This is a genomic window from Neorhizobium huautlense, from assembly GCF_030811685.1.
In the GTDB taxonomy this organism is placed as follows: Bacteria; Pseudomonadota; Alphaproteobacteria; order Rhizobiales; family Rhizobiaceae; genus Neorhizobium; species Neorhizobium huautlense_A.
On sequence record NZ_JAUSRF010000013.1, the window covers coordinates 24,364 to 48,862 of the forward strand.

The 24,499-nt window shown below is 58.8% G+C and carries 27 protein-coding genes and 1 other annotated feature; of the genes, 13 read left to right on the forward strand and 14 right to left on the reverse strand.

Annotated features, from left to right (window positions below):
* Positions 1 to 113 precede the first annotated feature (113 nt).
* Complete coding sequence (locus J2T09_RS18795; RefSeq protein WP_306837497.1) at positions 114 to 539, forward strand: GNAT family N-acetyltransferase; 426 nt, start codon at positions 114 to 116, stop codon at positions 537 to 539.
* On the forward strand, positions 539 to 958 hold the full coding sequence (locus J2T09_RS18800; RefSeq protein WP_306837499.1) for a DUF5086 family protein: 420 nt from the start codon (positions 539 to 541) through the stop codon (positions 956 to 958). The genes J2T09_RS18795 and J2T09_RS18800 overlap by 1 nt, the downstream gene beginning before the upstream one ends.
* Before the next feature lie 5 nt (positions 959 to 963).
* Here J2T09_RS18800 and J2T09_RS18805 read toward each other — a convergent pair whose 3' ends face one another.
* Positions 964 to 1,122 (reverse strand): hypothetical protein, encoded by a 159-nt coding sequence (locus J2T09_RS18805; RefSeq protein ID WP_306837501.1) that lies wholly within the window; start codon positions 1,120 to 1,122, stop codon positions 964 to 966.
* 130 nt (positions 1,123 to 1,252) lie between these two features.
* Between J2T09_RS18805 and J2T09_RS18810 the strand changes: the two genes are divergently transcribed.
* Both J2T09_RS18810 and J2T09_RS18815 read left to right on the forward strand, forming a co-directional pair.
* The gene (locus J2T09_RS18810) at positions 1,253 to 2,143 is read left to right on the forward strand and encodes a LysR family transcriptional regulator (RefSeq protein ID WP_306837651.1); all 891 of its coding nucleotides are present in this window, start codon (positions 1,253 to 1,255) and stop codon (positions 2,141 to 2,143) included.
* 390 nt (positions 2,144 to 2,533) lie between these two features.
* The gene (locus J2T09_RS18815; RefSeq protein WP_306837502.1) at positions 2,534 to 3,136 is read left to right on the forward strand and encodes a DUF4274 domain-containing protein; all 603 of its coding nucleotides are present in this window, start codon (positions 2,534 to 2,536) and stop codon (positions 3,134 to 3,136) included.
* 100 nt (positions 3,137 to 3,236) lie between these two features.
* On the opposite strand, the gene J2T09_RS18820 is transcribed toward J2T09_RS18815, so the two are convergent.
* Entirely contained in the window at positions 3,237 to 4,001 is a 765-nt protein-coding gene (locus J2T09_RS18820) for a hypothetical protein (protein WP_306837504.1), read from the reverse strand.
* Here J2T09_RS18820 and J2T09_RS18825 point away from each other — a divergent pair.
* Positions 3,988 to 4,842 (forward strand): NADAR family protein, encoded by an 855-nt coding sequence (locus J2T09_RS18825; RefSeq protein ID WP_306837506.1) that lies wholly within the window; start codon positions 3,988 to 3,990, stop codon positions 4,840 to 4,842. The genes J2T09_RS18820 and J2T09_RS18825 overlap by 14 nt on opposite strands.
* 148 nt (positions 4,843 to 4,990) lie before the next feature.
* Here J2T09_RS18825 and ldtR read toward each other — a convergent pair whose 3' ends face one another.
* Positions 4,991 to 5,503: a transcriptional regulator LdtR gene (gene ldtR / locus J2T09_RS18830; RefSeq protein ID WP_306837652.1), complete on the reverse strand. Its 513-nt coding sequence runs from the start codon at positions 5,501 to 5,503 to the stop codon at positions 4,991 to 4,993.
* Between the two features lie 240 nt (positions 5,504 to 5,743).
* Positions 5,744 to 6,175 carry a DUF6163 family protein gene (locus J2T09_RS18835; protein WP_306837508.1) on the reverse strand — a complete coding sequence of 144 codons (432 nt, stop codon included), beginning with the start codon at positions 6,173 to 6,175 and terminating at the stop codon, positions 5,744 to 5,746.
* Positions 6,176 to 6,322: 147 nt separating this feature from the next.
* Here J2T09_RS18835 and hemB point away from each other — a divergent pair, with 147 nt between their 5' ends.
* The 5 genes from hemB to J2T09_RS18860 all read left to right on the forward strand — a co-directional run bounded on the left by hemB (position 6,323) and on the right by J2T09_RS18860 (position 9,512).
* Positions 6,323 to 7,336: a porphobilinogen synthase gene (gene hemB / locus J2T09_RS18840; RefSeq protein ID WP_306837510.1), complete on the forward strand. Its 1,014-nt coding sequence runs from the start codon at positions 6,323 to 6,325 to the stop codon at positions 7,334 to 7,336.
* A 118-nt stretch (positions 7,337 to 7,454) separates the two neighbouring features.
* Positions 7,455 to 7,913, forward strand: a complete 459-nt coding sequence (locus tag J2T09_RS18845) for an RDD family protein (RefSeq protein ID WP_306837513.1) — start codon at positions 7,455 to 7,457, stop codon at positions 7,911 to 7,913.
* A gap of 144 nt (positions 7,914 to 8,057) precedes the next feature.
* Entirely contained in the window at positions 8,058 to 8,816 is a 759-nt protein-coding gene (locus J2T09_RS18850) for an arginyltransferase (RefSeq protein WP_306837515.1), read from the forward strand.
* A gap of 88 nt (positions 8,817 to 8,904) precedes the next feature.
* Positions 8,905 to 9,126, forward strand: coding sequence for an AbrB/MazE/SpoVT family DNA-binding domain-containing protein (locus J2T09_RS18855; protein WP_153356820.1), 222 nt, complete (start codon positions 8,905 to 8,907; stop codon positions 9,124 to 9,126).
* Positions 9,123 to 9,512 carry a type II toxin-antitoxin system death-on-curing family toxin gene (locus J2T09_RS18860; protein WP_306837518.1) on the forward strand — a complete coding sequence of 130 codons (390 nt, stop codon included), beginning with the start codon at positions 9,123 to 9,125 and terminating at the stop codon, positions 9,510 to 9,512. Before J2T09_RS18855 ends, J2T09_RS18860 begins: the two co-directional genes overlap by 4 nt.
* Here J2T09_RS18860 and parC read toward each other — a convergent pair whose 3' ends face one another.
* Positions 9,513 to 11,771, reverse strand: a complete 2,259-nt coding sequence (gene parC / locus J2T09_RS18865; RefSeq protein ID WP_306837520.1) for a DNA topoisomerase IV subunit A — start codon at positions 11,769 to 11,771, stop codon at positions 9,513 to 9,515. It abuts the gene before it with no gap.
* 208 nt (positions 11,772 to 11,979) lie between these two features.
* Between parC and J2T09_RS18870 the strand changes: the two genes are divergently transcribed.
* Positions 11,980 to 13,170, forward strand: coding sequence for a hypothetical protein (locus tag J2T09_RS18870; protein WP_306837522.1), 1,191 nt, complete (start codon positions 11,980 to 11,982; stop codon positions 13,168 to 13,170).
* Positions 13,171 to 13,226: 56 nt separating this feature from the next.
* Here the strand turns inward: J2T09_RS18870 and J2T09_RS18875 are convergent, their stop codons facing one another.
* The 6 genes from J2T09_RS18875 to J2T09_RS18900 all read right to left on the reverse strand — a co-directional run bounded on the left by J2T09_RS18875 (position 13,227) and on the right by J2T09_RS18900 (position 21,081).
* Positions 13,227 to 14,714, reverse strand: a complete 1,488-nt coding sequence (locus J2T09_RS18875) for a SulP family inorganic anion transporter (RefSeq protein WP_306837524.1) — start codon at positions 14,712 to 14,714, stop codon at positions 13,227 to 13,229.
* An 85-nt stretch (positions 14,715 to 14,799) separates the two neighbouring features.
* Positions 14,800 to 14,857 (reverse strand) — a sequence feature (sul1 is cis-regulatory element that is thought to sense ions involved in sulfur or methionine metabolism; They are found in Alphaproteobacteria).
* A gap of 648 nt (positions 14,858 to 15,505) precedes the next feature.
* A complete protein-coding gene (locus J2T09_RS18880; protein ID WP_306837526.1) occupies positions 15,506 to 15,844 on the reverse strand; it encodes a DUF1236 domain-containing protein in 339 nt (112 codons plus the stop codon).
* A gap of 168 nt (positions 15,845 to 16,012) precedes the next feature.
* Positions 16,013 to 18,115 (reverse strand): methyl-accepting chemotaxis protein, encoded by a 2,103-nt coding sequence (locus tag J2T09_RS18885; protein WP_306837528.1) that lies wholly within the window; start codon positions 18,113 to 18,115, stop codon positions 16,013 to 16,015.
* 188 nt (positions 18,116 to 18,303) lie between these two features.
* Complete coding sequence (gene aspS / locus J2T09_RS18890; protein WP_306837530.1) at positions 18,304 to 20,094, reverse strand: aspartate--tRNA ligase; 1,791 nt, start codon at positions 20,092 to 20,094, stop codon at positions 18,304 to 18,306.
* Positions 20,095 to 20,307: 213 nt separating this feature from the next.
* Positions 20,308 to 20,679 carry a hypothetical protein gene (locus J2T09_RS18895; protein ID WP_306837531.1) on the reverse strand — a complete coding sequence of 124 codons (372 nt, stop codon included), beginning with the start codon at positions 20,677 to 20,679 and terminating at the stop codon, positions 20,308 to 20,310.
* A 42-nt stretch (positions 20,680 to 20,721) separates the two neighbouring features.
* Entirely contained in the window at positions 20,722 to 21,081 is a 360-nt protein-coding gene (locus tag J2T09_RS18900) for a SecDF P1 head subdomain-containing protein (protein WP_306837533.1), read from the reverse strand.
* A gap of 201 nt (positions 21,082 to 21,282) precedes the next feature.
* On the opposite strand from J2T09_RS18900, the gene rnd reads away from it, so the two are divergent.
* Entirely contained in the window at positions 21,283 to 22,428 is a 1,146-nt protein-coding gene (gene rnd, locus J2T09_RS18905; RefSeq protein WP_306837535.1) for a ribonuclease D, read from the forward strand.
* Here the strand turns inward: rnd and J2T09_RS18910 are convergent.
* From J2T09_RS18910 to J2T09_RS18920, 3 genes are all read right to left on the reverse strand, one after another.
* Positions 22,425 to 22,847: a type II toxin-antitoxin system VapC family toxin gene (locus J2T09_RS18910; protein ID WP_306837537.1), complete on the reverse strand. Its 423-nt coding sequence runs from the start codon at positions 22,845 to 22,847 to the stop codon at positions 22,425 to 22,427. The genes rnd and J2T09_RS18910 overlap by 4 nt on opposite strands.
* Positions 22,844 to 23,107 (reverse strand): FitA-like ribbon-helix-helix domain-containing protein, encoded by a 264-nt coding sequence (locus J2T09_RS18915; RefSeq protein WP_306837539.1) that lies wholly within the window; start codon positions 23,105 to 23,107, stop codon positions 22,844 to 22,846. Before J2T09_RS18915 ends, J2T09_RS18910 begins: the two co-directional genes overlap by 4 nt.
* 84 nt (positions 23,108 to 23,191) lie before the next feature.
* Positions 23,192 to 23,599: a DUF2000 family protein gene (locus J2T09_RS18920; protein WP_306837540.1), complete on the reverse strand. Its 408-nt coding sequence runs from the start codon at positions 23,597 to 23,599 to the stop codon at positions 23,192 to 23,194.
* Here J2T09_RS18920 and J2T09_RS18925 point away from each other — a divergent pair.
* Complete coding sequence (locus J2T09_RS18925) at positions 23,598 to 24,491, forward strand: AraC family transcriptional regulator (protein WP_306837542.1); 894 nt, start codon at positions 23,598 to 23,600, stop codon at positions 24,489 to 24,491. The genes J2T09_RS18920 and J2T09_RS18925 overlap by 2 nt on opposite strands.
* The last annotated feature ends 8 nt before the right edge of the window (positions 24,492 to 24,499 follow it).

The window sequence follows — 24,499 nt, forward strand, 5'->3', positions numbered from 1 at the left end:
CTGCCGGCCGGAGCATCAAAAACCCGGCCGGACGATGCTTGACCATCGATGTGGGATCGGCCGACACTGGCGGCATGCAAATCAGAACCGCAATACCGAATGATGCCCCGGCCATGAGCGCCATGTTGCAACTGCTCGTTCAGGCGGGCAAACGCACCGCCCCTGCCGACGAGGCTTTTGTGCTTTCCCACTACATCAACAATCCTGACGGCATTCGCTGCTCGCTGGCGGTGGATGACGATGGCTCGGCGCTCGGACTTCAATCGCTGATTTTTGCCCGGCAAGGCAACCGCTACGAAACGCCGGCCGGCTGGGGGATTGTCGGCACGCATGTTTCGCCTCTGGCTGCCCGACGCGGTATCGGACGACAATTGTTCGAGGTGACGAAACTGGCAGCTGTCGAAGCAGGCCTCGAAAAGATCGAGGCGTTTATCGGCGAGAAGAATGCCGAGGGGCAGGCCTATTATGAGAAGATGGGTTTTGTGACCTATAGGCTGGCCGACGGTGCGGTGTGCAAATGTTTCGAGGTGATGCGCTGATGCGGCTGCGTCTTGTTACGGCGCTCGCACTGCCTTTCCTGTCCTCTGCAATCCCGGCACAGGCACAACAGATGCAACAGGAAAACGTCATCCTCTCCGTATCGGGTAAAACGGTACGCTGGGCGGTTGCCTATAAGGCGATGCCGGAACGTGCCGACGATCCCTATGTCCACGTGATCGTGTTCGAGCACGAAAAAGGTGCCGAGCCGTGGCGCTACAAGCAGCTCGCCTTCCATATGGCGGTGACGCCGCAGGCACTCGAAAAAAGCCGCAGCGGCAGAAAAGCAAAAATTCATAATTACAAGGACGTGGAAATTCGCGGCGCCTATCGCCGCTGGCTGGAAGACCCGACAGCACGCGGGGATGTGCCGGTCTGCGAAACGGATATTCTGGACTGCATAAAACGGCTCGGCCGATAAGCCGCTCAGCGGTCGGCGATATAGGCACCGGATGTGATCGCGGGTGCGGCATCGGCCATCATCGGTGCGCGATTATCCGGCACATTCCGGGCGACGAACACCAGAAGAAGCAGGAATGCCAGCCTCCATGCAATGCCGCGCAACAGGCCTTCCGAGGCGTCCATATCGAAGTCCTTTCCACAAAAACATGGCGCCATTCTCCGCGAGGCGCGACTTTGCACAATGCGGAAGATACAAGGAGAGACTTCGGATAATCCGAAGGGTCCGGGATCAGACCGGTGACGGGAGGACATGATGCGCTTCGACCTGACGGATTTGCGGCTTTTCCTGCATGTGGTGGAGGCGGAAAGCATCACGCAAGGGGCCGAGCGCGCCGGCATGGCGCTGGCTTCGGCCAGTGCGCGCATCCGCGGCATGGAGGAAACCAGCGGCATTTTGCTTCTGGACCGCGGCCCGCGCGGCGTGCGCCCCACCCCGCCCGGTGAGGCACTGGCGCATCACGCCCGCATCATGCTTGGCCAGATGGAACAGATGCGCGGCGACCTGCAGCTTTATGCGCGCGGCCTGCGCGGCCATATCCGCGTCTGGTCCGGCCGCGCCGCCATGGCGCATCTGCCGGGCGCGCTGCGCCGCTTTCTCGTCGATCATCCGGCGATCGATATCGATCTCGAGGAGCGCCAGAGCGTCGATGTGGTGGCGGCGGTTGCCGGTGGACTCGCCGATCTCGGCATTGCCGCCGATACGACCGATACCGGATCGCTGGAAACACGGCCTTTCGAGACCGATCGGCTGGTGCTGATCGCACCGCGGACGCATGTGCTGGCTGAAAAACAGTCGATCGCCCTGCGCGAACTCCTGGACGAACCATTCGTGGGCCTACCCGCCGACAGCGCCCTGCAGGGGCATCTGGCCATCCACGCTGCGCGCGAAGGCAAACCGTTCAAGCTGCGCATCCGGCTGGACAGTTTTGAAGACATCTGTTCGATGGCCGGCAGCGGTGTCGGGCTGGCAATCGTGCCGGAAATCTATGCGCAGAAATATAAAAACGAAATGGGGCTGGCGATTATCGCCCTCTCCGATCCTTGGGCGCTGCGGCATCTGCTGATCTGCGCCCGCAGCTTTACGGCCCTGCCGGTACACGCGCGCAAACTGGTGGATTGCCTGACCGGACATGCCGCCCACTGAAGTGTTCGGCCCGTTAACGCCCACATCACTTGCGCGCGGCGACCGTGGTATAATTACCCTTTTTACTTCGCTGGCGATCCAGCCAATGACGATCTGCGTTCGCACGGATTATCGAGGCGCTTACCGTTTTGCTGCGACAGCAGACAGAAATCGATTCCCGCAAACAACTGTAAAACAACGCTTTTTCCGATTTCCTCAATCCTTTTTCGGCGGCATCGGATGCGCTGGAAGGCCAAGGCTTGCGTGAATATCGGACAGCCACCTGCCCCGAAACGGACCAAATCCCGACTTGATAAAAGCTCAATTTTTATATTCGTTCATAATTCTAAATTATCGCGCCGCAGGTATTTCGGCATTTCGACTGTAGATGAATATGGACCAAGCATTTCGATGAGCTTTGCAAGCAGCGAAGAATCCAAGAACTTCTTTGACTTTCTGGACATCTATTACGAATATTCTAAAATATGCAATGACGACGAGGTCATCAGCTGGCTGGAAAATCGCGGCAGTGACCCGGATTTCTGGCACGAAACGGCTCTTACCTGGCACTGGGAATCCGGTGTTGACGTGCTGCACTGGATCATCCGGCAACCGACATGCGAAATGGCGACCGCCTCTTGGATCCTGATCGAGGCGCTGTCCGGCGGTGACCTTCACGCAACGGCCGCCGATTACGTGACCTCCGATCTCGAATTTTTCGACATGTGCAAGGATATCGTCGAGCGCTGGCGCGCCGGCTTCTACACATCCAACCGTCTCGGCTTCACCAAGCAGCAGGCCATCAATTTCGACCAGAGCGTCGCTGCCTTCAACCGCCAGCGCCTGCGCATCGGCAACCCGCCGCTTTGGCAATTGCCGCGCGCGGCTTTGGGCCCGTTCAAGGGCAAACAGGCCGTTTCGGCAAAGGACGCGATATTCGAGCGCGGCACGCTGCGCATGACCATGCAGCAGTTCACCGACACGTATATCGGCTCGCTGACGCTGCCAAAATAACGACAGTTCCAGGATATTGCGCAGGTTTTCAGCGCCGCGTGTCAGAGATGACGCGCGGCGTTTTCGTGACCGATGGCGCCGGAATACCCTGCGCGAAAAATCAGACGCAGGGCGATGGGCCGGTTTCGGCGACGAGATAGGGTTTCAGCTCTTCCGGTGCATCATCCTGAAAATCGGCCCGGGAGATCAGCGACAGTTCGGACAGGGCGCGCAGCTGTTCGCCGAGGATCGCCGGCACCACCTGCACCGGCATACGGCCGGTCTTGATGACGGCAAGATCCGTCGTCGTTTCGCCCCTTCTGACGTTTTCCGCCACCGAAACGACACCCGCCCTCTGGGCGCGAACGAATTCCTCAAGCTGGGCAATAATCCGGGTGCGATAGGGAGCTTCGCATAAACGCCCCTTGTAGACCTGCAAAGAGCAGACGAGGAAACGCGCGCCGGTCTGGGTGTTCAGCGGCACCATGCCGTTTTCCTGCGCATATCGGGCAGCATTGCCGTTCAGACGCTGCAGGCAATTTTCCTGCAATGCGCTGTCGACCTGATCGACCCCTTCGGACGTCACGGTCATGGTGAGCATCATGGCCATGGGATTGTCGGCAGTAAACCGGGTCTGGCCATAGGAACGTTCGAATTGGCCCGGCTCATAGCCGAAAGCCATCACCGGATCGGCCTCCATAGTCGCGGGACCGTAGGCCCTGACGGCATCGCCCGCGAAAAGATAAACGCCCGTAAAAACCGCCAGAGCGGTGCAGAGCGCAAGGCCGACATCGCCGCGCGAAAGGCTCCAGTCGCCCCGACGCACTGCCCGGTGACCGTCGATTGGCCGCTCCAGCTCGGATACGCCCCTTTTGCCGAATGCCATGATGTTAACCCAACCCCTGAACCCCAAAATCTTCCGGCCCATGTGGTGCCGACACGAAGACAGGGCCAGAACATCAGGAAAACCGACAGAAATCGTTACAAGATCCAGGCAAAGTCATTGGGAAGCTTCAGTAACTGATCACATCGTTAAGCGTGCATTTTCGAAAAGAAGAAAATTGCCAATCAACCGATATCAACCATGGCCCATGCGTCGTCATAGCCGATCATCGTCGCGGTGGAAACGGTTCGTTGACAAAGGCACATCCGGCTCCATCTATGGCGCCATGTACGACAACCGCACCGCAATCGAAACCGCATTTTTATCAAATGCTTCGCTGGATTTCCTGTTCTTCTGGGGCCACCGGCCGTCCAGGGATGGCAGGATCACGGCTTCGTGCCTCAGCCAATGGTGGCCCTCACCTTTCACCGTCAATGGCGTCACCTATCAGACCGCAGAACACTGGATGATGGCCGGCAAGGCACGGCTTTTCGGGGATGAAGAAACGGCAGAAAAAATCCTTGCCGCAACCGATCCGAAGCAGGTCAAGGCGCTGGGGCGGAAGGCGCGTGGCTTTGATGCGGAAGCCTGGGACCGTGAAAAGTTTTCGATCGTCGCCGAAGGCAGCTTTCAGAAGTTTTTCCAGAATTCAGAGTTGCGCGCGTTTCTGTTGTCGACCGAAGACACGGTTCTGGTGGAAGCTAGCCCGGTCGATCCCGTCTGGGGCATCGGACTTGCGGCCGATGATGCGGCGGCAGCCGATCCGACGCAGTGGCGTGGGGAAAACCTGCTCGGCTTTGCGCTGATGGATGCGCGGGCGCGGATCAGGGCAGCGACTTTTTAAGCACGACACTCACGCGAAAAACCGGAGGCGCAGGGGCGCGTCCGGTATTGATCGCTTCTGGAGGTGTTTTGTTGTTCTTGCCGGTGGCCGGCCCGTGGATGGGCCTGGCCGCGCGGAGGCATGGCCTGATGTCCCGTGAGGGATCTGATTACATGCGGTAGGCGATCGAGTCGTTCCAGAAACGGTCGAGACGCTGCAGAAGCTTGTTCATCTGCGAAAATTCGCCTTCGCCGATGCCGCCGACCTTTTCGATCGAGCCGATGTGGCGATCGTAAAGTTTTGCAACCGTTTCAGCGACTTCCTGGCCTTCCTTGGTCAGGCTGATGCGGACCGAACGACGGTCGATGCGCGAACGCTGGTGGTTGATGAAACCGAGGTCGACCAGCTTCTTGACGTTGTAGGAAACGTTGGAGCCGAGGTAATAACCACGCGAGCGCAGCTCGCCGGCGGTCAGTTCGGAATTGCCGATGTTGAACAGCAGCAGTGCCTGGACGGCGTTGACATCGTCGCGACCCTGACGGTCGAACTCGTCCTTGATGACATCGAGAAGGCGACGGTGAAGACGCTCGACCAGATGCAGGGATTCCATGTAAAGACCACGGATCTGATCTTCGTGGGGATTGGCGACTGCCGCAGCCTGCGGCTTGATTTTTGCGTTCAACATTTTTTGCCTCACTGTTTTGTTTGGCGGTGTGTTTGTTTGTTCCCGCCTTGTGAGAGACACTATCGAATGCGCATAAAATTCGACTTAAAACACACGGCTAACAGCCGGTAAACGCACGTTTCCCCATTGTGGCGCGGTTGGGGCAAGGGCCGCGTTAAGCAAATCAGCCCCATATTTTTCAATGGCTTGCCAGATAAATTCGATCGAATTTTAACGAAAATTGCTTGGGAAACCTGGTTAATCAGTGGTTACCCGCTCGGCATTTTTGCGGTTTTCGAGGTAAATCGCGACGCGAAAGAGCACATAAATGGCGGCGACGAGGGCGTGCATGAGAGTTATCAACAGGCTGTGCCCGAAGATTTCCGGCCAGACTTGATACATCAGAAGCTGGGTGCCGGCGGCAAGCGCCCAAAGCACGGGCCCCCACGAGACGGCAAGCCAGAGGCCGAGCGAAGCAACCGGGAAAAGGACGGCCAGCGTCGAGGCCGCCGCACGCCATGGAAAGCTCAACAGATCGAACCGGCCACGCCCGCCAAAACTGTAACCGGTGATCATGCCCCAATATTGCAGGCCGAACCAGAAACAGGAAACCGCGACGAGACGCAGGAACACGACATAAAGAAGCTGGGTCAGCGAAGGTTTCGGTCGGTTGAGAGAATCATGGGCCATGATGCGGACGATAGCGGTGGTTTTTGCGGATCGCCAGAGGCTGGCGCGCCTATGACTTCAGTGCATACAAGATGCGGTGTCAGATCAATTCGCAAAACGCAGGTCGCGTGATATGGGATCGGAACCATTATAAAGAAGAGGCATACCATGTCCGACAAGACGCACCTGGTGGACGAGATCACCGGCCACCGCCGCATGCGGCGCAACCGCAAGGCCGATTGGACACGCCGCATGGTTCAGGAGAACCGCGTGACCGTGGACGACCTGATCTGGCCGATCTTCATCGTGCCGGGTGAAAACATCGTCGATCCGATCAAGGCCATGCCCGGCGTCTATCGCCTCAGCGTCGACAAGGCGGTGGAAGCGGTGAAGGAAGCCGCCGATCTCGGCATTCCGGCCGTTGCCCCCTTCCCCGATATCGAGATGGATCTGCGCGATGCGACCGGCTCGGCCATTCTCGACCCCAACAATCTGATCAACCGCTTTACCAGTGCGGTGAAGAAGTCGGTGCAGAATATCGGCGTGATCAGCGACGTGGCGCTCGACCCGTTCACCAGCCATGGCCATGACGGCATCTTGCGTGATGGCGTCATTCTTAATGACGAGACGGTGGATCAGGTGGTCAAGGCCGCCGTGCTGCAGGCTGATGCCGGCTCAGATATCATCTCGCCATCGGAAATGATGGACGGCCGTATCGGCGCCATCCGTCGCGGACTGGACGCAGCCGGCCATCAGGATGTCGGCATCATGTCCTATGCGGCAAAATTTTCGTCCGGCTTTTATGGCCCCTATCGCGAGGCGATCAATACCGGTGGGCTCCTGAAGGGCGACAAGAACTCCTATTACGTCTCGCCCGCCAACGGCACCGAAGCTTTGCGCGATGCCGCCCTCGATGTCGAGGAAGGTGCGGACATGCTGATGGTGAAGCCGGGCCTGCCTTATCTGGACATCTGTTGGCGCGTGAAGGAAGCTTTTGGGCTTCCGACCTATGCCTATCAGGTCTCGGGCGAATATTCGCAGATCAAGGCCGCCGCCATGCAAGGCTGGATCGACGAAGAGCGGGTGATGATGGAAACACTTCTCTGTTTCAAGCGCGCCGGCTGCGATGGCATCCTCACCTATTTTGCCGTCGATGTGGCACGGAAGCTGGCCAAGGGCTGAGCGCGCTTTTCCTCTCTCTATAATATGCAGCATTTTCCGGCGGTCTTGTGTCGCCGGATTTCTCCACCATATTGAATAGGGTAAAATCCCGATTTCGGGAGAAGGAGAACATAAGACCATGAGCCTTGACCCCAACACAGCCGTCGTCGCACCGGAAGATTGGCGCGCCTATAGCGGCGTGCTGCTGCGGCGCTCATTCGCCTTCATTCTCGATTACCTGATCGTGCTGCTGCTCTGTATTCCGGCGGCAATCATCGTCTTCTTTCTCGGCGTGCTGACGCTCGGCCTCGGCTTCATGCTCTACCCGGCGCTGTTCGTGATCGTGGCAATTCTCTATTTCGGCATGACACTGGGCGGCCCAAGCCAGGCCTCTCCGGGCATGCGTGCCGCCGGCATCACCATGCTACGCCTTGATGGCCGCCGCATGGATTTCATGACCGCCATGGTGCATACGGTGCTGTTCTGGCTGATCAACTCGGTGCTGACACCGCTGATCCTGCTGGCCGGCCTGTTTACCGACCGCTCGCGTCTGGTGCATGACTTTCTGCTCGGCACCGTGGTTGCGCGCACCAGCTGAGGCCGCAACCGCGCCTGAATGAAAACATTTGATGACCACACATGCGGGCAGGCTTTGCCCGCATGTTGACGTTTTGCGAACTTAGGTCATGCTAATGCAAATTGTCGCAACGCACGCTCGTCGAACGCAAGGCTCCAACCCGGGATGAACTCGCAAATTTCGCCATCACCGCAGTTCTATCTGACGGCTCCGGCAGCGTGTCCTTATCTTCCGGGTGAATACGAGCGAAAAGTCTTCACGCATCTGGTCGGCCCCCGCGCCGCAGAGATGAATGACCTTCTGACACAGGGCGGTTTCCGTCGCTCCCAGAACATCGCCTACCGTCCCGCCTGCGAAGCCTGTCGCGCCTGTGTTTCGGTGCGCATTCTCGTCGACCAGTTCGAGCCGAGCCGCACGATGCGCCGCGTACTCAACGCCAATAGCGACATCACCGCCGACATCTATCCGGCCCAGCCTTCTACCGAACAGTTTTCGCTGTTCCGCACCTATCTCGACAGCCGCCACCAGCGTGGCGGCATGTCCGACATGTCGGCGCTCGATTACGCGATCATGGTGGAAGACACGCATGTGAACACCCGCGTCATCGAATACCGCCGCCGCGTGGAAGGTGCCGGTATCGGTGCCGCCAAGGGCGAACTAGTGGGCGTGGCTTTGACCGACATGATGAGCGACGGGCTTTCGATGGTCTATTCGTTCTTCAACCCGGAGCTGGAAAAACGCTCCTTCGGCACATTCATGATCCTCGACCATATCAACCGCACCCGCACGCTCGGCCTGCCGCATGTCTATCTCGGCTACTGGGTGAAGGGGTCGGCCAAGATGGGCTACAAGACACGCTACCAGCCGCAGGAGCATCTGACGGCACGGGGTTGGGAATTGTATACGGGTGAGGATGAGGGCTGAGGCCCTCTGTATCCAAAGCGCTTCATGAGAGGATATTGCCCGCATCGAGCGGCGGTGTTATAACATGGTTAGAACAGAGGTTTGAACCATGAACGCGACCATTCGTAAAATCGGCAATTCCGAAGGCATTATCATTCCCAAGGATGTTCTTGATCGCATGGGGCTGAAGGCCGGCGACACGCTCGAAATTCGTGAGGAAAATGGCAACATTGCCCTCGTGCCCGAGCAAGCCGACCTCGCTGAGCAGCTCAAGGCGGCACGTCTTGGCATGGAAAAATATCGGATCGCGCTGCGGGAACTTGCCAAGTGACAGCCATCAAATGGCTGTCACGCCCGGCCATTGAGATCATCCATAGCGAACAGCTAGCCGAACATGGTGGACTGGTCGGCATAAAGGATGAAAATGCTCTCGAAGCTGCCCTTGCCCGTCCGCTCCACAAAAACACCTATGGCGAGGAAGATATCTTCGTTCTTGCTGCAGCCTACGTGTATGGACTTGCGAGAAACCACCCATTCTCAGATGGAAATAAGCGCACTGCGTATCTGGCAGCTTTCACCTTTCTTCTGATGAACGGTTACCTGATTGAAGCAACGCAGGCGCAGATCGTAACCCTCATATTGGGTGTCGCCGCCGGAGAAATCGATGAGGACGGCCTGACACGCTTCCTGCGTGATCACACCGTCCCCTATCCCTGATTACCCCGCAAACTTGCCAGAGCGCGGAAAGCCTTTCGGCACCGTACGGCCAGCCGAGGCACGGTCGCCGCTCCATTCCAGAAGCTCGTCCTTGGTCTTGGTGAACTGGCGGCCGGCGCTGTCTTCCCAGGTCAGACCCGTCTCGATCGCAAAACACTTGATGTCGGAAATGCCGCCATCCTTGTAGCGCTGCAGGCGAACGCCCTTGCCGCGGGTCATTTCCGGTAGCTGCGCCATCGGGAAGACCAGCATCTTGCGGTTTTCGCCAACGACAGCCACGTGATCACCCGATACCGGAATGACAAGCTTTGTTTCGTCCGGCATGCCGACATTCATGATCTGCTTGCCCTTGCGGGTATTGGCGATCATTTCGCTTTCGGCAACGACAAAGCCGTTGCCGGCGGTCGAAGCAAGTATGTGTTTGCGTGTCGCGTCATGCACGAAGGCCGTCAGAATATCCTGATCGTTCTCCATGTCGACGATGATACGGATCGGTTCGCCATGCCCACGGCCGCCCGGCAGCTTGTCTGCACCAAGCGTATAGACCTTGCCGCCGGTAGTGATCAGCAGCAGCTTGTCGGTCGTCTGCGCCGGGAATGCCAGTTTCGGCCCGTCGCCTTCCTTGAAGGTGAGCGTCGAAGTGTCGGCGATATGGCCCTTGAGCGCGCGGATCCAGCCCTTTTGCGAGATGACGACGGTGATCGGTTCCTTTTCGATCATCGCCTGCTGGATGGCTTCGAGATCGGCTTCAGGCGCATCGGCGAACTGCGTCATGCGCGCGAACGGCTTGCCCTTGCCCTTGGCAAAGGCTTTTCGCACGTCCTGGATCTCGATCTCGACGACCTTCCATTGCTTGTCGTCGGAACCGAGCAGCGCCTCGATATCTGCCTTTTCCTTGGTGAGCTCATCGAATTCCTTGCGGATTTCGAACTCTTCCAGCTTGCGCAGGGAGCGCAGGCGCATGTTGAGGATGGCTTCTGCCTGGATGTCGGTGAGCCCGAAGCGGGCGATCATCGCCTGTTTCGGCTCATCCTCCTCGCGGATGATGCGGATCACCTCATCGATATTGAGGTAGGCGATCAGGAAACCGCCGAGCAGTTCCAGCCGGCGCTCGATGGCGGCCAGACGGAAACTGGAGCGGCGAACCAGCACTTCCTTGCGGTGCGCCAGCCACTCCGTCAGCACTTCGTTGAGCGCCATGACCCTGGGCACCTTGCCCATGGACAGGACGTTCATGTTGAGCGGGAACCGGTTTTCCAGATCCGTTAGCTTGAACAGCGATTCCATCAGAAGCGTCGCATCGACGGTGCGGTTTTTCGGCACCAGCACGACACGGACATCTTCGGCGGATTCGTCACGCACGTCTTCCAGAAGCGGCAGTTTACGAGCGATCAGCAGTTCGGCGATCTTTTCGATCAGGCGCGATTTCTGCACCTGATAGGGAATTTCGGTGACAACGATCTGATAACCGCCGCGGCCGAGATCTTCCGTCTCCCATTTCGCACGCACGCGAAAACCGCCGCGACCGGTGCGATAGGATTCGATGATCGATTCACGGCTGTCGATGATGATGCCGCCTGTCGGCAGATCCGGGCCGGGAATGAATTCGACCAGCTTTTCGACCGTCGCATCGGGATGTTTGATCAGATGCAGCGCCGCGTCGCAGAGTTCATGTGCGTTATGCGGCGGGATGGATGTCGCCATGCCGACGGCAATACCGGACGAGCCGTTGGCAAGTAGGTTCGGGAAGGCGCCGGGCATGACGACCGGTTCTGAGTCTTCCTCGTTATAGGTCGGACGGAAATCGACACTGTCCTGATCGATGCCTTCCAGCAGGAGGGCAGCAACCTCGGTCATGCGCGCTTCGGTGTAACGATAGGCGGCGGCGCCATCGCCATCGATATTGCCAAAGTTGCCCTGGCCATCGACGATCGGGTAACGCTGCGAAAAATCCTGTGCCAGACGCACCAACGCGTCATAGACCGACTGGTCACCATGCGGGTGGAACTTACCGATCACGTCACCGACGATACGGGCGCATTTCTTGAAAGCCGAATTCGGCCGGATGCCCATTTCGCTCATCGCGTGGATGATGCGGCGATGCACGGGTTTGAGGCCGTCGCGAACGTCCGGCAGCGCGCGGTGCATGATGGTCGACAACGCATAAGCGAGGTAGCGCTCTTCCAGCGCCGCCTTCAGGTCGACCGGCAGAATGTGGTCGTCGCCATCTTCTGGCGGCGGAGTCAGACTTTTTCCCATGGGGTTTGACTAGCGGAAAGCCCGATTCCCGGCAACAAACCGAGAGAATCAGACTGTGGAGAACCTCACGCTTCAGTCATCTCTCATTAAGCCTTGCCACAAAAAGGCCCGGATAGACTTCACAGAGAGAATTCAACGCATTATTCGCGTAGCTTATAAATTCCATTTATTTTTCAGGCGGATCACCTGCCTCATGAGGAGCCTATTCATGCGCTACACTGCCTCGGCCAAGTTGTTTGCGGCCGGAACTGCCCTGTTTGCTTTCACCACGCCGGCTTTGGCGCTGGATGGCAACGATCTCGTCAACAAGCTCAACACCGCGCTGAACATGCAGAACGGCATGGGCATCGTTGCCGGCTCGATCACCGTCGATGGATCGGACGTGACGCTAACCGACAGCCGCTTCGAAGCCGGCAACGGCCAGGGCAGCGTGCCGCTCGGCACGATCGAGCTGGAAGGCGTCGAGGAAGATGCCGGCGCCTACACGATCGAAAGCGTCACCTTTGACGACATCAACATCACGGATGAAAAATTCGCGCTGACGGCTTCGGACCTGTCGATCTCCGACATGCGCATCCCTGCAAGCTCGGCCGGCGACACAACAGATGCCGTGCTGTTCTACGGCGAGGCAAGCGTTGGCGCCATCGAGATCAAGCTCGACGGCAAGAGCGTGGCATCGGTCGGCTCCGCCAAGATGACGAGCGAAGCCGCAGACGACAAGAAGTCGATCACGTTCGATGTCAAGGTTGCCGATATCACGGGCGATCTCAGCGCCGTCGAAGACGCACAGGTACGCCAGACCATCGACGACCTCGGCATCAACGAGATCGACGGCAATATCAGCATGACCGGCAGCTGGGACCTGACCACGGGCACGCTGGAAACAGAGGAATACGCCTTCGACTTCGCCAATATCGGCCGCCTGAACATGGCGTTCAGCCTGTCCGGTTACACGCTCGATTTCCTGCGCTCCGTTCAGGAGGCTGCAAAGAAGGCTGAAGCCAGCGCCAATGACGAACAGGCCCAGCAGGCAGCAGGCCTTGCCATGCTCGGCCTGATCCAGCAGCTCAGCTTCAACAGCGCGGAAATCCGCTTCGACGACGACGGCATCACCACCAAGGCGCTCGATGTGGCCGCCAAGAAGCAGGGCACGACCGGCGACCAGCTGGCGCAAATGATCAAGGCCATGGCGCCGATGATGCTGGCACAATACAACGTGCCGGAACTGCAGAAGGCTCTGACCGAAGCGCTCAATACCTATCTCGACAAGCCGGGCAGCTTCACGATCAGCGCGAAGCCGGAAAAGTCGGTTCCGGTTCCGACGATCATGGGTGCCGCCATGGCCGCGCCGAACACGATCCCGCAGGTTCTCGGCGTGACCGTGACCGCAAACGACTAAGGTTCGGTTCAAACTAGTTTTGGAAGCCCGGCAGGTGACTGTCGGGCTTTTGCGTTTCAGTGTGCGGGTGATGCGCTGAAGGAAGCGTGTTCCTTGTCGTGCAGAGCAAAACGATCAATCATCCCGGCACTTGCCTCGTTGACACCGACGACATCAACATCAACACCGCGATGACGGAATTTCAAGACGACCTGATCGAGCGCGCCGACGGCGGAAATGTCCCACAGATGTGCGCGTGTGACATCGATGACGATACGCTCCGGCGTCTCCGTGAAATCGAAACCGCCAACAAAGGCTTGCGCCGAGGCAAAGAAGATTTCGCCTTCGACGCGATAGGTGCGCAGCTTGCCGTCTTCGGAAAACTCTGAGGAGACGCGGAACATGCGCGCCACCTTGCCGGCAAAAAACACGCCCGACAGGAGCACGCCGACGATGACGCCCTTCGACAGGTCATGCGTGGCGAGCACAACGGCAACAGTCGCCAGCATGACGATGGAAGACGTGCCGGGATGGCGCTTCAGGTCGATGATCGATTTCCATGAAAACGTGTTGATCGAGACCATGATCATGACCGCCACGAGGGCCGCAACCGGCACGACGCGCAGAATGTCATCGAGCACCAGAAGCAGGATCAGCAGGAAGGCGCCGGCGACAAAAGTGGACAGACGTCCACGCCCGCCCGACGAAACGTTGATGACCGACTGGCCGATCATGGCGCAGCCGCCCATGCCACCGAACAGGGCCGAGACGATATTGCCGGCGCCCTGACCCAAACATTCCTGACTTTTGCTGCTGGTCGTATCTGTCATCTCATCGACGATCTGAGCCGTCAGCAGCGATTCCAGCAGGCCGACGGCGGCAAGCGCCAGCGAATACGGGAAGATGATCTGCAATGTCTCGAAGGTGAAAGGCACCATCGGGAAGGCAAAACCCGGCAGGGATGTCGGCATGGCACCGAGATCGGCGACCGTCTTCACCTCCACGCCAAAAACGAGGACACCGATGGTGACGACGGCGATGGCGACCAGCGGTGACGGCACCGCCTTGGTAACATACGGAAAGAGATAGATGATGGCGAGACCGACCGCGATCAGCGCGTAGGTGATATGCGGAACATTGGTCAGTTCCGGCAGCTGCGCCATGAAGATGAGGATGGCCAGCGCATTGACGAAACCGGTCATCACCGATTTCGAGACGTAACGCATCAGGCGGCCGAGTTTCAGCAGGCCGGCAAAAATCTGCAGCACGCCCATCAGGATGGTGGCGGCAAACAGATACTGGATACCGTGATCGCGTACCAAAGGCGCCATCAGCACGGCGGTAGCGGCGGTGGCGGCGGAAATCATGGCCGGACGGCCACCGCAAATGGCGGTGACGCAGGCGATCAGCACCGAGGCGAATAGGCCGACGGCCGGATCGACGCCGGCAATGACGGAAAAGCCGACAGCTTCGGGGATGAGCGCAAGTGCAACGACGATGCCAGAGAGGATATCGCCGCGGATATTGGAAAACCACTCACGGCGGTAGGCAGACAATGAAATCATGGGTTTGGATTTTTCGCAAAAGGGAGCGCATCCGCCGGGAGGAAATCCTGGTGTGACTTATGTCGAGATAAAGGCTGATGCTTTGCGTTGTCCGACGGATCGGCGGCCGGAAGAGCCACCCGGGAGTTTCACCCGAGTCCTTGTGGTGAGCGACCTATAGCCTCGAACCAAGCAAATGCCAAGTGCGGGATGTGGCTCTTGAGGCGGAAGGCTTTGCGGATAAGCTGTGGGGGACTTGGGGATGGGGCGATGGATGATCGAAGCAAGCTTGTGAACAATGAGCGGCTGAAGCTGCTGGCAACGTTTGTAAACGGCATGGGATTGGCGACGTTCGCCATCGGCGGCCTTGGACCACTGATATCCAGCATATACGGGCCACATGGACTTACGCGCCCAGTCGCTATCCTGAGTGCAGTTTGTTTTCTGGCTGCCTTCGTACTACATTATGCGGCAAGTCTGTTTCTGAGGAGGCTCGTACCATGACCATATGGCAAATAGCCGCGATGCTGATGATGCCTGCTTCTGCCCTGATCTTTGCCGGGGTTGCCCTTTATATCGTCAATCGCAAATTCGGGCCTGGTTACAAGGACTGATCACCGCTTACACAAGGCCGCATGACCGATCTCGATTTCTTCCTGCTTCCGCTACCAACGGTTGGCAAGGTGATTTTTTGCCTCGCTATACTCTATTGGTGGCACCGCAAATTCGGCTGATCGATCGCCGGACGTAGAAAAGGCCGGAAGCGCTGAGACGATCCCGACCTTCTTCTTCAATTATAACCTGCCGTCAGGTCATTCCAGAACCTGGATGACCGTGTGGGTCTGTGGATCGACGATCACTCGGCGTTCGTTGACGATCGTATAGCCGTAATCGTTATACCCTTCGACCGGACGAACCTCGACACTTTCCGGCAGGACACGGCCGACAAGGACGTCGCCTTCATAGGGGATGGATTCCATCGGCTCCTGCTCCATCACATAGGTGCGGACTTCGCCGGGCAGGACATGGGTGGTCGAGTGGGTGACGACCGGGTCGGCCGGTTGCTGTTCGATGATGACGGTGCTTTGTGCATAGGCCGAAGCCGAAAGAGCGAGAAAAGCTGCCGTGGCAGCGAGAGTAAACTTACGCATATTGCTTCTCCCTTGAGCGAATTGCTGGGGTAGAAACACCGATCTTTGAAGATGGTTCCGCTTTTATCGCTGCCCCATTTGGACAGATATCAAGGCAAAACCGCCACAATACAAAAGAGCCGCCAGGTTTACTTGGCGGCGGCTCCGTTGTTTTTACAAGGCTTACGCTCAGGCCACGCGGCTGCCACGAAACCCTTGCGCCTTGCCTTCCGTCAGCCTGAACATGCCGACCAGATCACGCAGTCGCTGGGCCTCGCTCATGAGAAGCGCGCTTGCGGCATTGTTCTCTTCCACCATGGCGGCGTTGTGCTGGGTATTCTGGTCAAGCAGGTTGACGGCGGTGTTGATCTCACCCAGGCCGACCGACTGTTCACGGGCGGACAGCGCGATCGCCTCAACCTCGATATTGATCGCCTCGACGCGGCTGCCGATACCGGTAAGGGCTTCGCCCGTTTCACGCACTGAGCGTACACCATCCTTCACCTCGACACCCGACACGCGGATCAGCTCCTTGATCTCGCGTGCCGCATCAGCGGAACGGCCGGCGAGCGAGCGAACTTCCTGCGCCACGACGGCGAAACCGCGGCCGGCCTCCCCTGCCCGTGCCGCCTCGACACCGGCGTTGAGGGCGAGAAGATTGGTCTGGAATGCAATCTCATCGATGACACCGATAATGCCGGCGATACGCGAGGACGAGGCTTCGATGCGCCCCATGGCCTCCAGTGCTTCGGTCACGAGCACGCGTGTCTGACCGGCCGACACATTGGCTTCGCCAGCGATGCGGTTGGCATCCTGCGAACGTTTCGAGGAATTGCGGACATTGGCGGTGATCTGTTCCAGCGCCGAGGCGGTTTCTTCCAGCGAGGCGGCCTGCTGTTCCGTGCGGCTGGACAGGTCATTGGCGCTGCCGGCGATTTCGCGACTGCCACCGTCGATCGCGTGGGCGGAATGGGCGATCGATGCCATGACTTCGCCGAGACGGGCAACCGTCTGGTTAAGGTCACCGCGCAGGTTTTCGAAATCCGGCGCGAATGGTTCTGTCAGTTCGAAGGCGAGATCGCCGCCAGCGAGACGACGCAGGCCTTCGGCAAGTCCTTCGGTCGCCTGCATCAGGCGGGCACGCGCTTCGGCTTCGGCCTGGCGCTGCAGACGAACACGTTCGCCCTCGGCATTGGCGCGCGCCTCTGCCGCCTCTTCTTCCAGTCGACGATTGGCAATGGCGGCTTCTCTAAAAGTGTCGAGCGCGCCGGCCATGGCGCCGAATTCGTTGCGACACTTCAGCGAAGGAATGGTGAGGTCCGTCTGGCCGCCTGCAAGCTTGCGCATGGCGGCGGTCATGGCAACGACGGGCCTTGTGATGGAGCGGCCGATCAGCCAGACGCCGAGACCGAGTGCGATGATGGCGGCAAGGACAAGACCGGCAGCAATCATCAGGTTGCGTTCGGCGACGCGGGTGTTTTCGGCAAGCGTTGCTTCGCGCTTGGTTTCATAAGCGGCGCTGACGACCTGAACCTGCGGTTCCAGAGCCTGATAGGCGGCTGTGACGGCTTTTTGGCTCTGCGCTTCCTTCAGGCTGGCCTCGGCATAAAAACGGAACGCCGAACGGTAAACTTCCAGCGCGTCCATGACGCGGCTGCGCTGCGCGCCGGGACGAAAGGCTTCCTTCACGAGCGTGGTGAAGGTTTCAGTCTCCGCATCGTGCTTCTTCAGATAGGAGGCATCGCCGCGCAGCATGAAATCCTTTTCGTGTCGGCGCAGCATCAGCATGCTGGCGCGGATGCCGGCTTCTTCGACGGTTTCGAGACGGTTCTCGATCGAGTGCACGGCCGAGCGCATGGCGCCCTGCAGGCCGCTGTTCTGGTCGAGACCGAGTTCCTGATCGTTCTTGACCAGTTCGGCGAAGGCGGCTTCATAGGCGATGAGGCCGTTATCGAGCTGATCGAGTTGACCTGCCAGTTCAGGGCTGGCCGTTGCACGCAGGCCATCAAGAGTGGTGCGAACCTCTGCAGTTGCTGCCGAGAACTTCTCGACGGCACCCATATCCTTGTGCAGCAGGAAATATTGCTCCCACAAAAGGCTGTCGCGAACGCTGGCCGACATGCCCGCCACTTCGGTCTGACGCTGCGAAAGCGCGTCAGCAGCCGTCCGATAGCCCGCCTCGATCTGACGTTGACCGAGGAAAATTGCGGCGATGGCGATGATGCCGGCAAAGGCCAAAACGGCCAGAAGCAGAACACGCTGTGAAATCCGAAGATTTGAAAAGAACGACAAGAGCAAAATCTCCGAGGCAACTGAACTTTGCCGGTGTTCTGACCCTTGAGGTTTTAACGAACCTTCAAATCTGAGGTGAAATTACAATGACAGTTTCATGACAGTGGATAACGGGGATTGCCGATACACGAACGGCGACCCGAAGGCCGCCGTCGCAATACTTGACGAAAAATCACCTTTACTGGCGATCAGTCCTTCTTGACCGGCGGGATCGGGCGGATCGCCAGTTCGCGCAGCTGCGCCGGCTGTGCTTCCGAAGGCGCACCCATCAGAAGGTCCTGCGCCTGCTGGTTCATCGGGAACAGCGTGATTTCGCGCAGGTTCTTCGCTCCGGTCAGCAACATGACGACGCGGTCGACGCCGGCTGCCATGCCACCGTGCGGAGGCGCACCGTACTGGAAGGCGCGGTAGAGGCCACCGAAGCGATCTTCCACGTCCTGCTGGCTGAGACCGACCATTTCGAAGGCTTTCACCATGACTTCCGGCAGCTGGTTACGGATCGAGCCCGAGGCGATTTCAAAGCCGTTGCAGACCATGTCGTACTGGTAGGCCTTGATCGTCAGCGGATCCTGGTTTTCCAGCGCGTCGAGGCCACCCTGTGGCATCGAGAACGGGTTGTGGGCGAAATCGATCTTCTTGTCTTCTTCGTTATATTCGAAGAACGGGAAGTCGACGATCCAGCAAAGAGCGAACTGGTCCTTGTTGGCCAGACCCAGTTCGTCGGCAGCGCGGTTACGGGCTTCGCCTGCAAACTTGTAGAATTTTTCCGGTTCGCCGGCGACGAAGAAGCAGGCATCGCCCGCTTCGAGGCCAAGCTGTGCCGCAATCGCTGCGGTGCGCTCTTCGCCGATGTTCTTGGCAAGCGGACCGGAGCCGGCAACCTTGCCCTCTTCTTCCTTCCAGAAGATGTAGCCGAGGCCCGGCTGACCCTGCTGCTGTGCCCATACGTTCATGCGGTCGCAGAATGCGCGGCTACCGCCGGTCTTGGCCGGGATCGCCCAGACTTCGACCTTCGGGTTGGACGCGATCATGCCGGCAAACACCTTGAAGCCGGAACCGTCAAAATGCTCGGTAACGGCCTGCATTTCGATCGGGTTGCGCAGATCCGGCTTGTCGGAACCATACTTGCGGATCGCCACGTCATACGGGATGCGCGGGAATTCCTTGGTGACCGGCTTGCCTTCGGCAAACTCTTCGAAGATGCCACGCATGACCGGCTCCATCGTTTCCCAGACTTCTTCCTGGGTCACGAAGCTCATTTCTAGGTCGAGCTGGTAGAATTCGCCCGGCAGGCGATCGGCGCGCGGGTCTTCATCGCGGAAGCAGGGTGCGATCTGGAAGTAGCGGTCGAAACCGGCCACCATCATCAGCTGCTTGTACTGCTGCGGCGCCTGCGGCAGGGCAAAGAACTTGCCGGGATGAATACGCGACGGCACGAGGAAGTCGCGCGCGCCTTCCGGCGAAGACGCGGTCAGGATCGGCGTCGAATATTCGGTGAAGCCACCGGCCGTCATTTCGCGGCGCATGGCGGCGATGATCTGGGTGCGCTTGACGATGTTCTTGTGCAGCGTTTCGCGGCGCAGGTCGAGGAAACGGTACTTCAGGCGCACGTCTTCCGGATATTCCGGCTCGCCGAAGACCGGCAGCGGCAATTCCTTGGCAGCCGAAAGAACTTCGATTTCCTTGGCGTAGAGTTCGATTTCGCCGGTCGCCATGGTCTTGTTGACGGTCTCTTCCGAACGCGCCTTGACCACACCATCGATGCGGATGACCCATTCGCCACGCACGATTTCGGCCGACTTGAAGGCTGGGCTATCCGGGTCGCAGACGACCTGGGTCATGCCGTAATGGTCGCGCAGGTCGACGAACAGCACGCCGCCATGGTCGCGGACACGATGAACCCAGCCGGAAATGCGGACATTGGAGCCGACATCCGACTTGCGGAGGGCTGCGCAGGTATGGCTACGGTAACGATGCATGTCTTTTATCCTGGACTGATGCTTTGAACGGCCTTTTTGGGCGCGCGAAGCGGCCCGGCCGAAAATCATGAAAATCGGCGCGAAAAGCGCATGGGCGGGCCGATTTGTCAAGGGTTGCGGGGCATCCGTCGACGGTGGCTTTCAGGCGAAGCGCACTATTCGCTACCCGGACATCATCAGCACCATGACAAGGATGCAAACAGACAGCCCCTCTCAAGCGTCCGGGTTGTTATATGCAACAACCTTAAGGTCATGGGCGCTTCTGCTGAATGGAAAACGCCCGATGGGTTGAAGAGCAGCCAAGACCTTTTCTGCGTGTTCTTCCGCGATCTCAATCCATTCGATGTTTCTATAAGGCCCGTAAGGAGACGGCAAAACATCACCCAATCCGGTTTCAAGATAGCTGTCTGCAAATGGATGCAGGCCCGCGTTATAGATGCATTCGTTACGGACGAATTTCCAGCGCAATTTACCGAGTTCGAGCGGGACAAGCGTATCAAACAGCTTTTTCCATTTCGCGTTGCTCATATTCGAGGCCGTCATGCGCGAAATAGCCGCGTCATCGCGTTGCTGTGCTTTTGACATCTCTATATTTCTCGCCATGTCTAATGCAGACCGATCTGTTTTCTACGGCGCGATGATGGTCGCATCCAGCTGTCCGGCCCGTTGAATGTCCTCGGCCAGCCTTTCTGCATCGGGGCGTGTCATAGCCCCCGAGAGAAGGAAATAACGATTGGTGGTCGGCTCACGTATGACCGGTGCCATCAGTTCGCGCTCTCCGAGCTTGAGTGAAAGGCGCCGACCCACATTCTCGGTCGTCAGCCGCTGAACAGCCTCACCGCCTGCGGGCGTCAGACGCACAACCACCCCTGGACCGTTACTATCGGCAGAACGGTTCGGATATGCATCAAGAATCTCAAGCGGCTCTGCGGACGCCACGGTGATGGAGCCCAGTAGCAGCCATATCGAGTAAGTCGTTTTTCTCATTTCTCGCTTCCCGCTTCAATGACAACCAAAATTGGAGTGAGCATGCGGATCGGCAAGCAACGGACGCCAAGTTTCGCGCTTTATGGTGACTTCTTGCCGCCACAAGGCGGTTTCGGGCCACATCCGCACCGCTTGCGGTTGACATAAGCGATTGAAAGGGAAAGGAAGGTTGATCCTTTATTTCCCCGCCTGACGAAGACCATGATCGAAACCACTGCTGCCCTAGAAGAAGCCTGCCTCAAGCTGGCAAAGTCGGAATTCATCACCATCGACACGGAGTTCCTGCGGGAAACGACGTTCTGGCCGGAACTGTGCCTGATCCAGATGGCAAGCCCGGACCTGGAAGTGATCGTCGATCCGCTCGCCAAGGGCATCGACCTGAAACCTTTCTTCGCATTGATGGCCGATACGTCGGTAGTGAAAGTGTTTCATGCGGCGCGTCAGGATATCGAGATCATCCATCATCTCGGCAATCTCATTCCGCAGCCGATCTTCGACACGCAGGTTGCAGCCATGGTCTGCGGTTTCGGCGACAGCATTTCCTATGACCAGCTGGTCAACCGCATCAAGGGCGTGCAGATCGACAAGTCGTCGCGCTTCACCGACTGGAGCCGCCGCCCGCTGACCGACAAGCAGCTGGATTATGCCGCCGCCGACGTCACGCATCTGCGCGACGTCTATCTGTCGCTGAAGGAACAGCTGGAGCGTGAAGGCCGCGCCCTGTGGGTGAGCGAGGAAATGGCGGTTCTGGAAAGCGCTTCCACCTACGACATGCATCCGGACAATGCCTGGCTGCGGCTGAAATCGCGCCTGCGCAAGCCGACCGAGCTGGCCATCCTGAAATTCGTTGCCGCATGGCGCGAACGCGAGGCGCGCAGCCGCAACGTGCCGCGCTCGCGCGTGCTCAAGGATGACGGTCTTTTCGAGATCGCCCAGCAGCAGCCGAAAGACACCGAAGCGCTTGGACGCCTTCGCACCATTCCAAAGGGCTGGGAACGATCCGCTTCGGGTGCCGCCATCATCGAGGCGGTAAACGCCGCGCTGGCCCTTCCCAAGGCTGACATGCCACACGCACCAAAACACGTACACGTACCTGAAGGCACGGCTGCCGCCGTCGAACTCCTGAAAGTTTTGCTGAAGCTGGTTTCCGATCGTCAGGGCGTGGCGGCAAAGATCATCGCCAATAGCGACGATCTGGAAAAGATCGCAGCGGAAGGCGAAAATGCACAGGTCGGTGCCTTGTCCGGCTGGCGTCGCGACCTGTTCGGCGACATGGCGCTGCGGCTGATCAATGGCGGCGTGGCCCTGCGCTTCGTCGACAAGAAGGTCGAGGCGGTCGAGCTTTAAGCGACATTCCAAGGATTGATGACGGGTACGCCCGCCGCCTCGAACGGGGCGGTATCGCGCGTGGCGACGGTGAAGCCGCTGCTTTGCGCGATAGAGGCGATCTGACCATCGGCCATCAGGATGGAGCGTCCCTTTGCGCGGGCGGCTGCTACGATACGGCCATAAGCCCGCGCGGCGGTTTCGTCGAACGGCAGAATACGAGACGAAAATACACGACGAAAAATCTCGTCCGTCCGGGTATTGAGCGATGTTTTTCGCACTCCATCCGGCATGATTGCAATCCCGAAAGTCACTTCAGCCAGCGTTACTGCCGTGGTGAACAAATGCTGCATTGCCTGGGAGGCGACCCAGATCCTGACACGAACATCCATATCCGGCTTGGCAATTTCCGAAAGGACGTTCGTGTCGAGTACGATCATTCGAAGGACGCGGCTCTTGCCGGTGTCTGATCGCGCGAAAAATCAAGCTCCAGAAATTCTGGAAAATCTCTGCCGAGTTGCTGAAGCGCCTCAACCAGTTGCAAACCGGAAGCGTCCGCTGCCTTCGGTGAAACGATTGCAAGTGCATCCTCCAACATCCGCTCGGCCTCCACCTCGGCCGTCGTACCGTTCTGCTCGGCACGCGCTTCCAGAGCCCGGCTCGCATCATCGGATAGATTTCTCAGCGTAATGGCATTCATGGCTGCACCTCCGATCACGCATCGATCGATGCCCCAACAATAAGCGCCAGCCAGAACCTTTGCAATCCGGCACTTTTGAGGGGCTTACGGGTGCATCTTCGCGCCCTTAGTGATCTTGTCGACCACCTTCTTGTCCGCCCTGAGCGCAATACCCACCAGTTTTGCATCCTCGGGCCCGAACTGCGCAAACACCTCGCGGTTGGCGGCATCATGGCCGGTCGAGAACATCTCTTCGATATAGGCCGAAGTCGTTACCTCGCGGTCAAGCGCGCGTTTGTGGATGGTCCGCAAGGTCTCCTGATCCGTGGCCAGCACGACAATTGGCTGAACGCTGAGCGGATTGTAGACATGGCCGGCCGCATCCCGGTATGCTTCGCCGATGATCGCCGGCGTTTGCGCGACGATGCCGCTTGTCAGAAAAGCGGTGACGTTGAGCTTCTGCCAGGTGGCGAGGTCATCGCGGATAATAATCGCGATCTTGGTGTCGAACATGCAGGAAAACTCCGTTCGGGGGATCGAAAGAACCGAACACTTAGCGCCGGGCGTTGCGGGCGGTCTTGAACGTTCGTGCAAGGCCGGCTTTGCCGATGGCATGCGCATCGCCATGCCATCGCGCGGTGTCGAGCGCATCGAGGCGCGTTTTCATGGCAATGGCTTTTCCCCCCACCGGCACGATACCTATGCGCTCGGCCTGACGCTGCATGGCGTGCAGACATTTCGCTATCGCGGGGCCGAGCGGTTCAGCAATCCCGGCAATGTCATCGTGCTACATCCCGACGAAGTGCATGATGGCGCGGCCGGCACCGAGGACGGGCTGATCTACCGGATGATCTATCTGCCGCCGGAGCTGATCGGCGCGGTCGATGGCCACCGAACAGCCCTGCCCTTCGTCGCCGATCCGGTCGTGGCCGATAGCGGCCTCTGGCAGGCGCTTGCAGATATTCTCGGCGATCTGGATGCCGACCCCGACGACCTGATCATGGACGATGTGGTGATGCGCGTGGTGGCCGGTCTTTACCGGCAATCCGGCGCACCGCGCAAGGTGGTGACGGCCTCGGCGCAGACTGCCGTTCTGCGCGCCCGCGACTTTATCGAAAGCCGTTGCGGCGAACTGGTGCTCTCCGAAACACTGGAAGCGGAAACGGGGCTGGACCGTTACGACCTTGCACGACAGTTTCGCCTTCTGCTCGGCACCAGTCCGCATCGTTATCTCATCATGCGCCGTCTGGAGCGGGCGAAACGATCGATGGCGGCGGGTGGCGGACTGGCGGATGCGGCCGCCGATGCGGGTTTTGCCGATCAGGCGCATTTCACCCGCCATTTCCGCAAAAGTTTCGGCATGACACCGGGACGCTGGCTGGCCTTGCGCAGGGGGACCGGTTAGGCGGCCCG

Bases quoted from the DNA above. Each gene is read 5' to 3' on its own strand.
- J2T09_RS18795 (WP_306837497.1), top strand. From the start codon at position 114: ATGAGCGCCATGTTGCAACTGCTCGTTCAGGCGGGCAAACGCACCGCC.
- J2T09_RS18800 (WP_306837499.1), top strand. From the start codon at position 539: ATGCGGCTGCGTCTTGTTACGGCGCTCGCACTGCCTTTCCTGTCCTCT.
- J2T09_RS18805 (WP_306837501.1), bottom strand. From the start codon at position 1,122: ATGGACGCCTCGGAAGGCCTGTTGCGCGGCATTGCATGGAGGCTGGCA.
- J2T09_RS18810 (WP_306837651.1), top strand. From the start codon at position 1,253: ATGCGCTTCGACCTGACGGATTTGCGGCTTTTCCTGCATGTGGTGGAG.
- J2T09_RS18815 (WP_306837502.1), top strand. From the start codon at position 2,534: ATGAGCTTTGCAAGCAGCGAAGAATCCAAGAACTTCTTTGACTTTCTG.
- J2T09_RS18820 (WP_306837504.1), bottom strand. From the start codon at position 4,001: ATGGCATTCGGCAAAAGGGGCGTATCCGAGCTGGAGCGGCCAATCGAC.
- J2T09_RS18835 (WP_306837508.1), bottom strand. From the start codon at position 6,175: ATGGCCCATGATTCTCTCAACCGACCGAAACCTTCGCTGACCCAGCTT.
- hemB (WP_306837510.1), top strand. From the start codon at position 6,323: ATGTCCGACAAGACGCACCTGGTGGACGAGATCACCGGCCACCGCCGC.
- J2T09_RS18845 (WP_306837513.1), top strand. From the start codon at position 7,455: ATGAGCCTTGACCCCAACACAGCCGTCGTCGCACCGGAAGATTGGCGC.
- J2T09_RS18850 (WP_306837515.1), top strand. From the start codon at position 8,058: ATGAACTCGCAAATTTCGCCATCACCGCAGTTCTATCTGACGGCTCCG.
- J2T09_RS18855 (WP_153356820.1), top strand. From the start codon at position 8,905: ATGAACGCGACCATTCGTAAAATCGGCAATTCCGAAGGCATTATCATT.
- parC (WP_306837520.1), bottom strand. From the start codon at position 11,771: ATGGGAAAAAGTCTGACTCCGCCGCCAGAAGATGGCGACGACCACATT.
- J2T09_RS18870 (WP_306837522.1), top strand. From the start codon at position 11,980: ATGCGCTACACTGCCTCGGCCAAGTTGTTTGCGGCCGGAACTGCCCTG.
- J2T09_RS18875 (WP_306837524.1), bottom strand. From the start codon at position 14,714: ATGATTTCATTGTCTGCCTACCGCCGTGAGTGGTTTTCCAATATCCGC.
- J2T09_RS18880 (WP_306837526.1), bottom strand. From the start codon at position 15,844: ATGCGTAAGTTTACTCTCGCTGCCACGGCAGCTTTTCTCGCTCTTTCG.
- aspS (WP_306837530.1), bottom strand. From the start codon at position 20,094: ATGCATCGTTACCGTAGCCATACCTGCGCAGCCCTCCGCAAGTCGGAT.
- J2T09_RS18895 (WP_306837531.1), bottom strand. From the start codon at position 20,679: ATGTCAAAAGCACAGCAACGCGATGACGCGGCTATTTCGCGCATGACG.
- J2T09_RS18900 (WP_306837533.1), bottom strand. From the start codon at position 21,081: ATGAGAAAAACGACTTACTCGATATGGCTGCTACTGGGCTCCATCACC.
- rnd (WP_306837535.1), top strand. From the start codon at position 21,283: ATGATCGAAACCACTGCTGCCCTAGAAGAAGCCTGCCTCAAGCTGGCA.
- J2T09_RS18910 (WP_306837537.1), bottom strand. From the start codon at position 22,847: ATGATCGTACTCGACACGAACGTCCTTTCGGAAATTGCCAAGCCGGAT.
- J2T09_RS18915 (WP_306837539.1), bottom strand. From the start codon at position 23,107: ATGAATGCCATTACGCTGAGAAATCTATCCGATGATGCGAGCCGGGCT.
- J2T09_RS18925 (WP_306837542.1), top strand. From the start codon at position 23,598: ATGCAGGAAAACTCCGTTCGGGGGATCGAAAGAACCGAACACTTAGCG.
- J2T09_RS18920 (WP_306837540.1), bottom strand. From the start codon at position 23,599: ATGTTCGACACCAAGATCGCGATTATTATCCGCGATGACCTCGCCACC.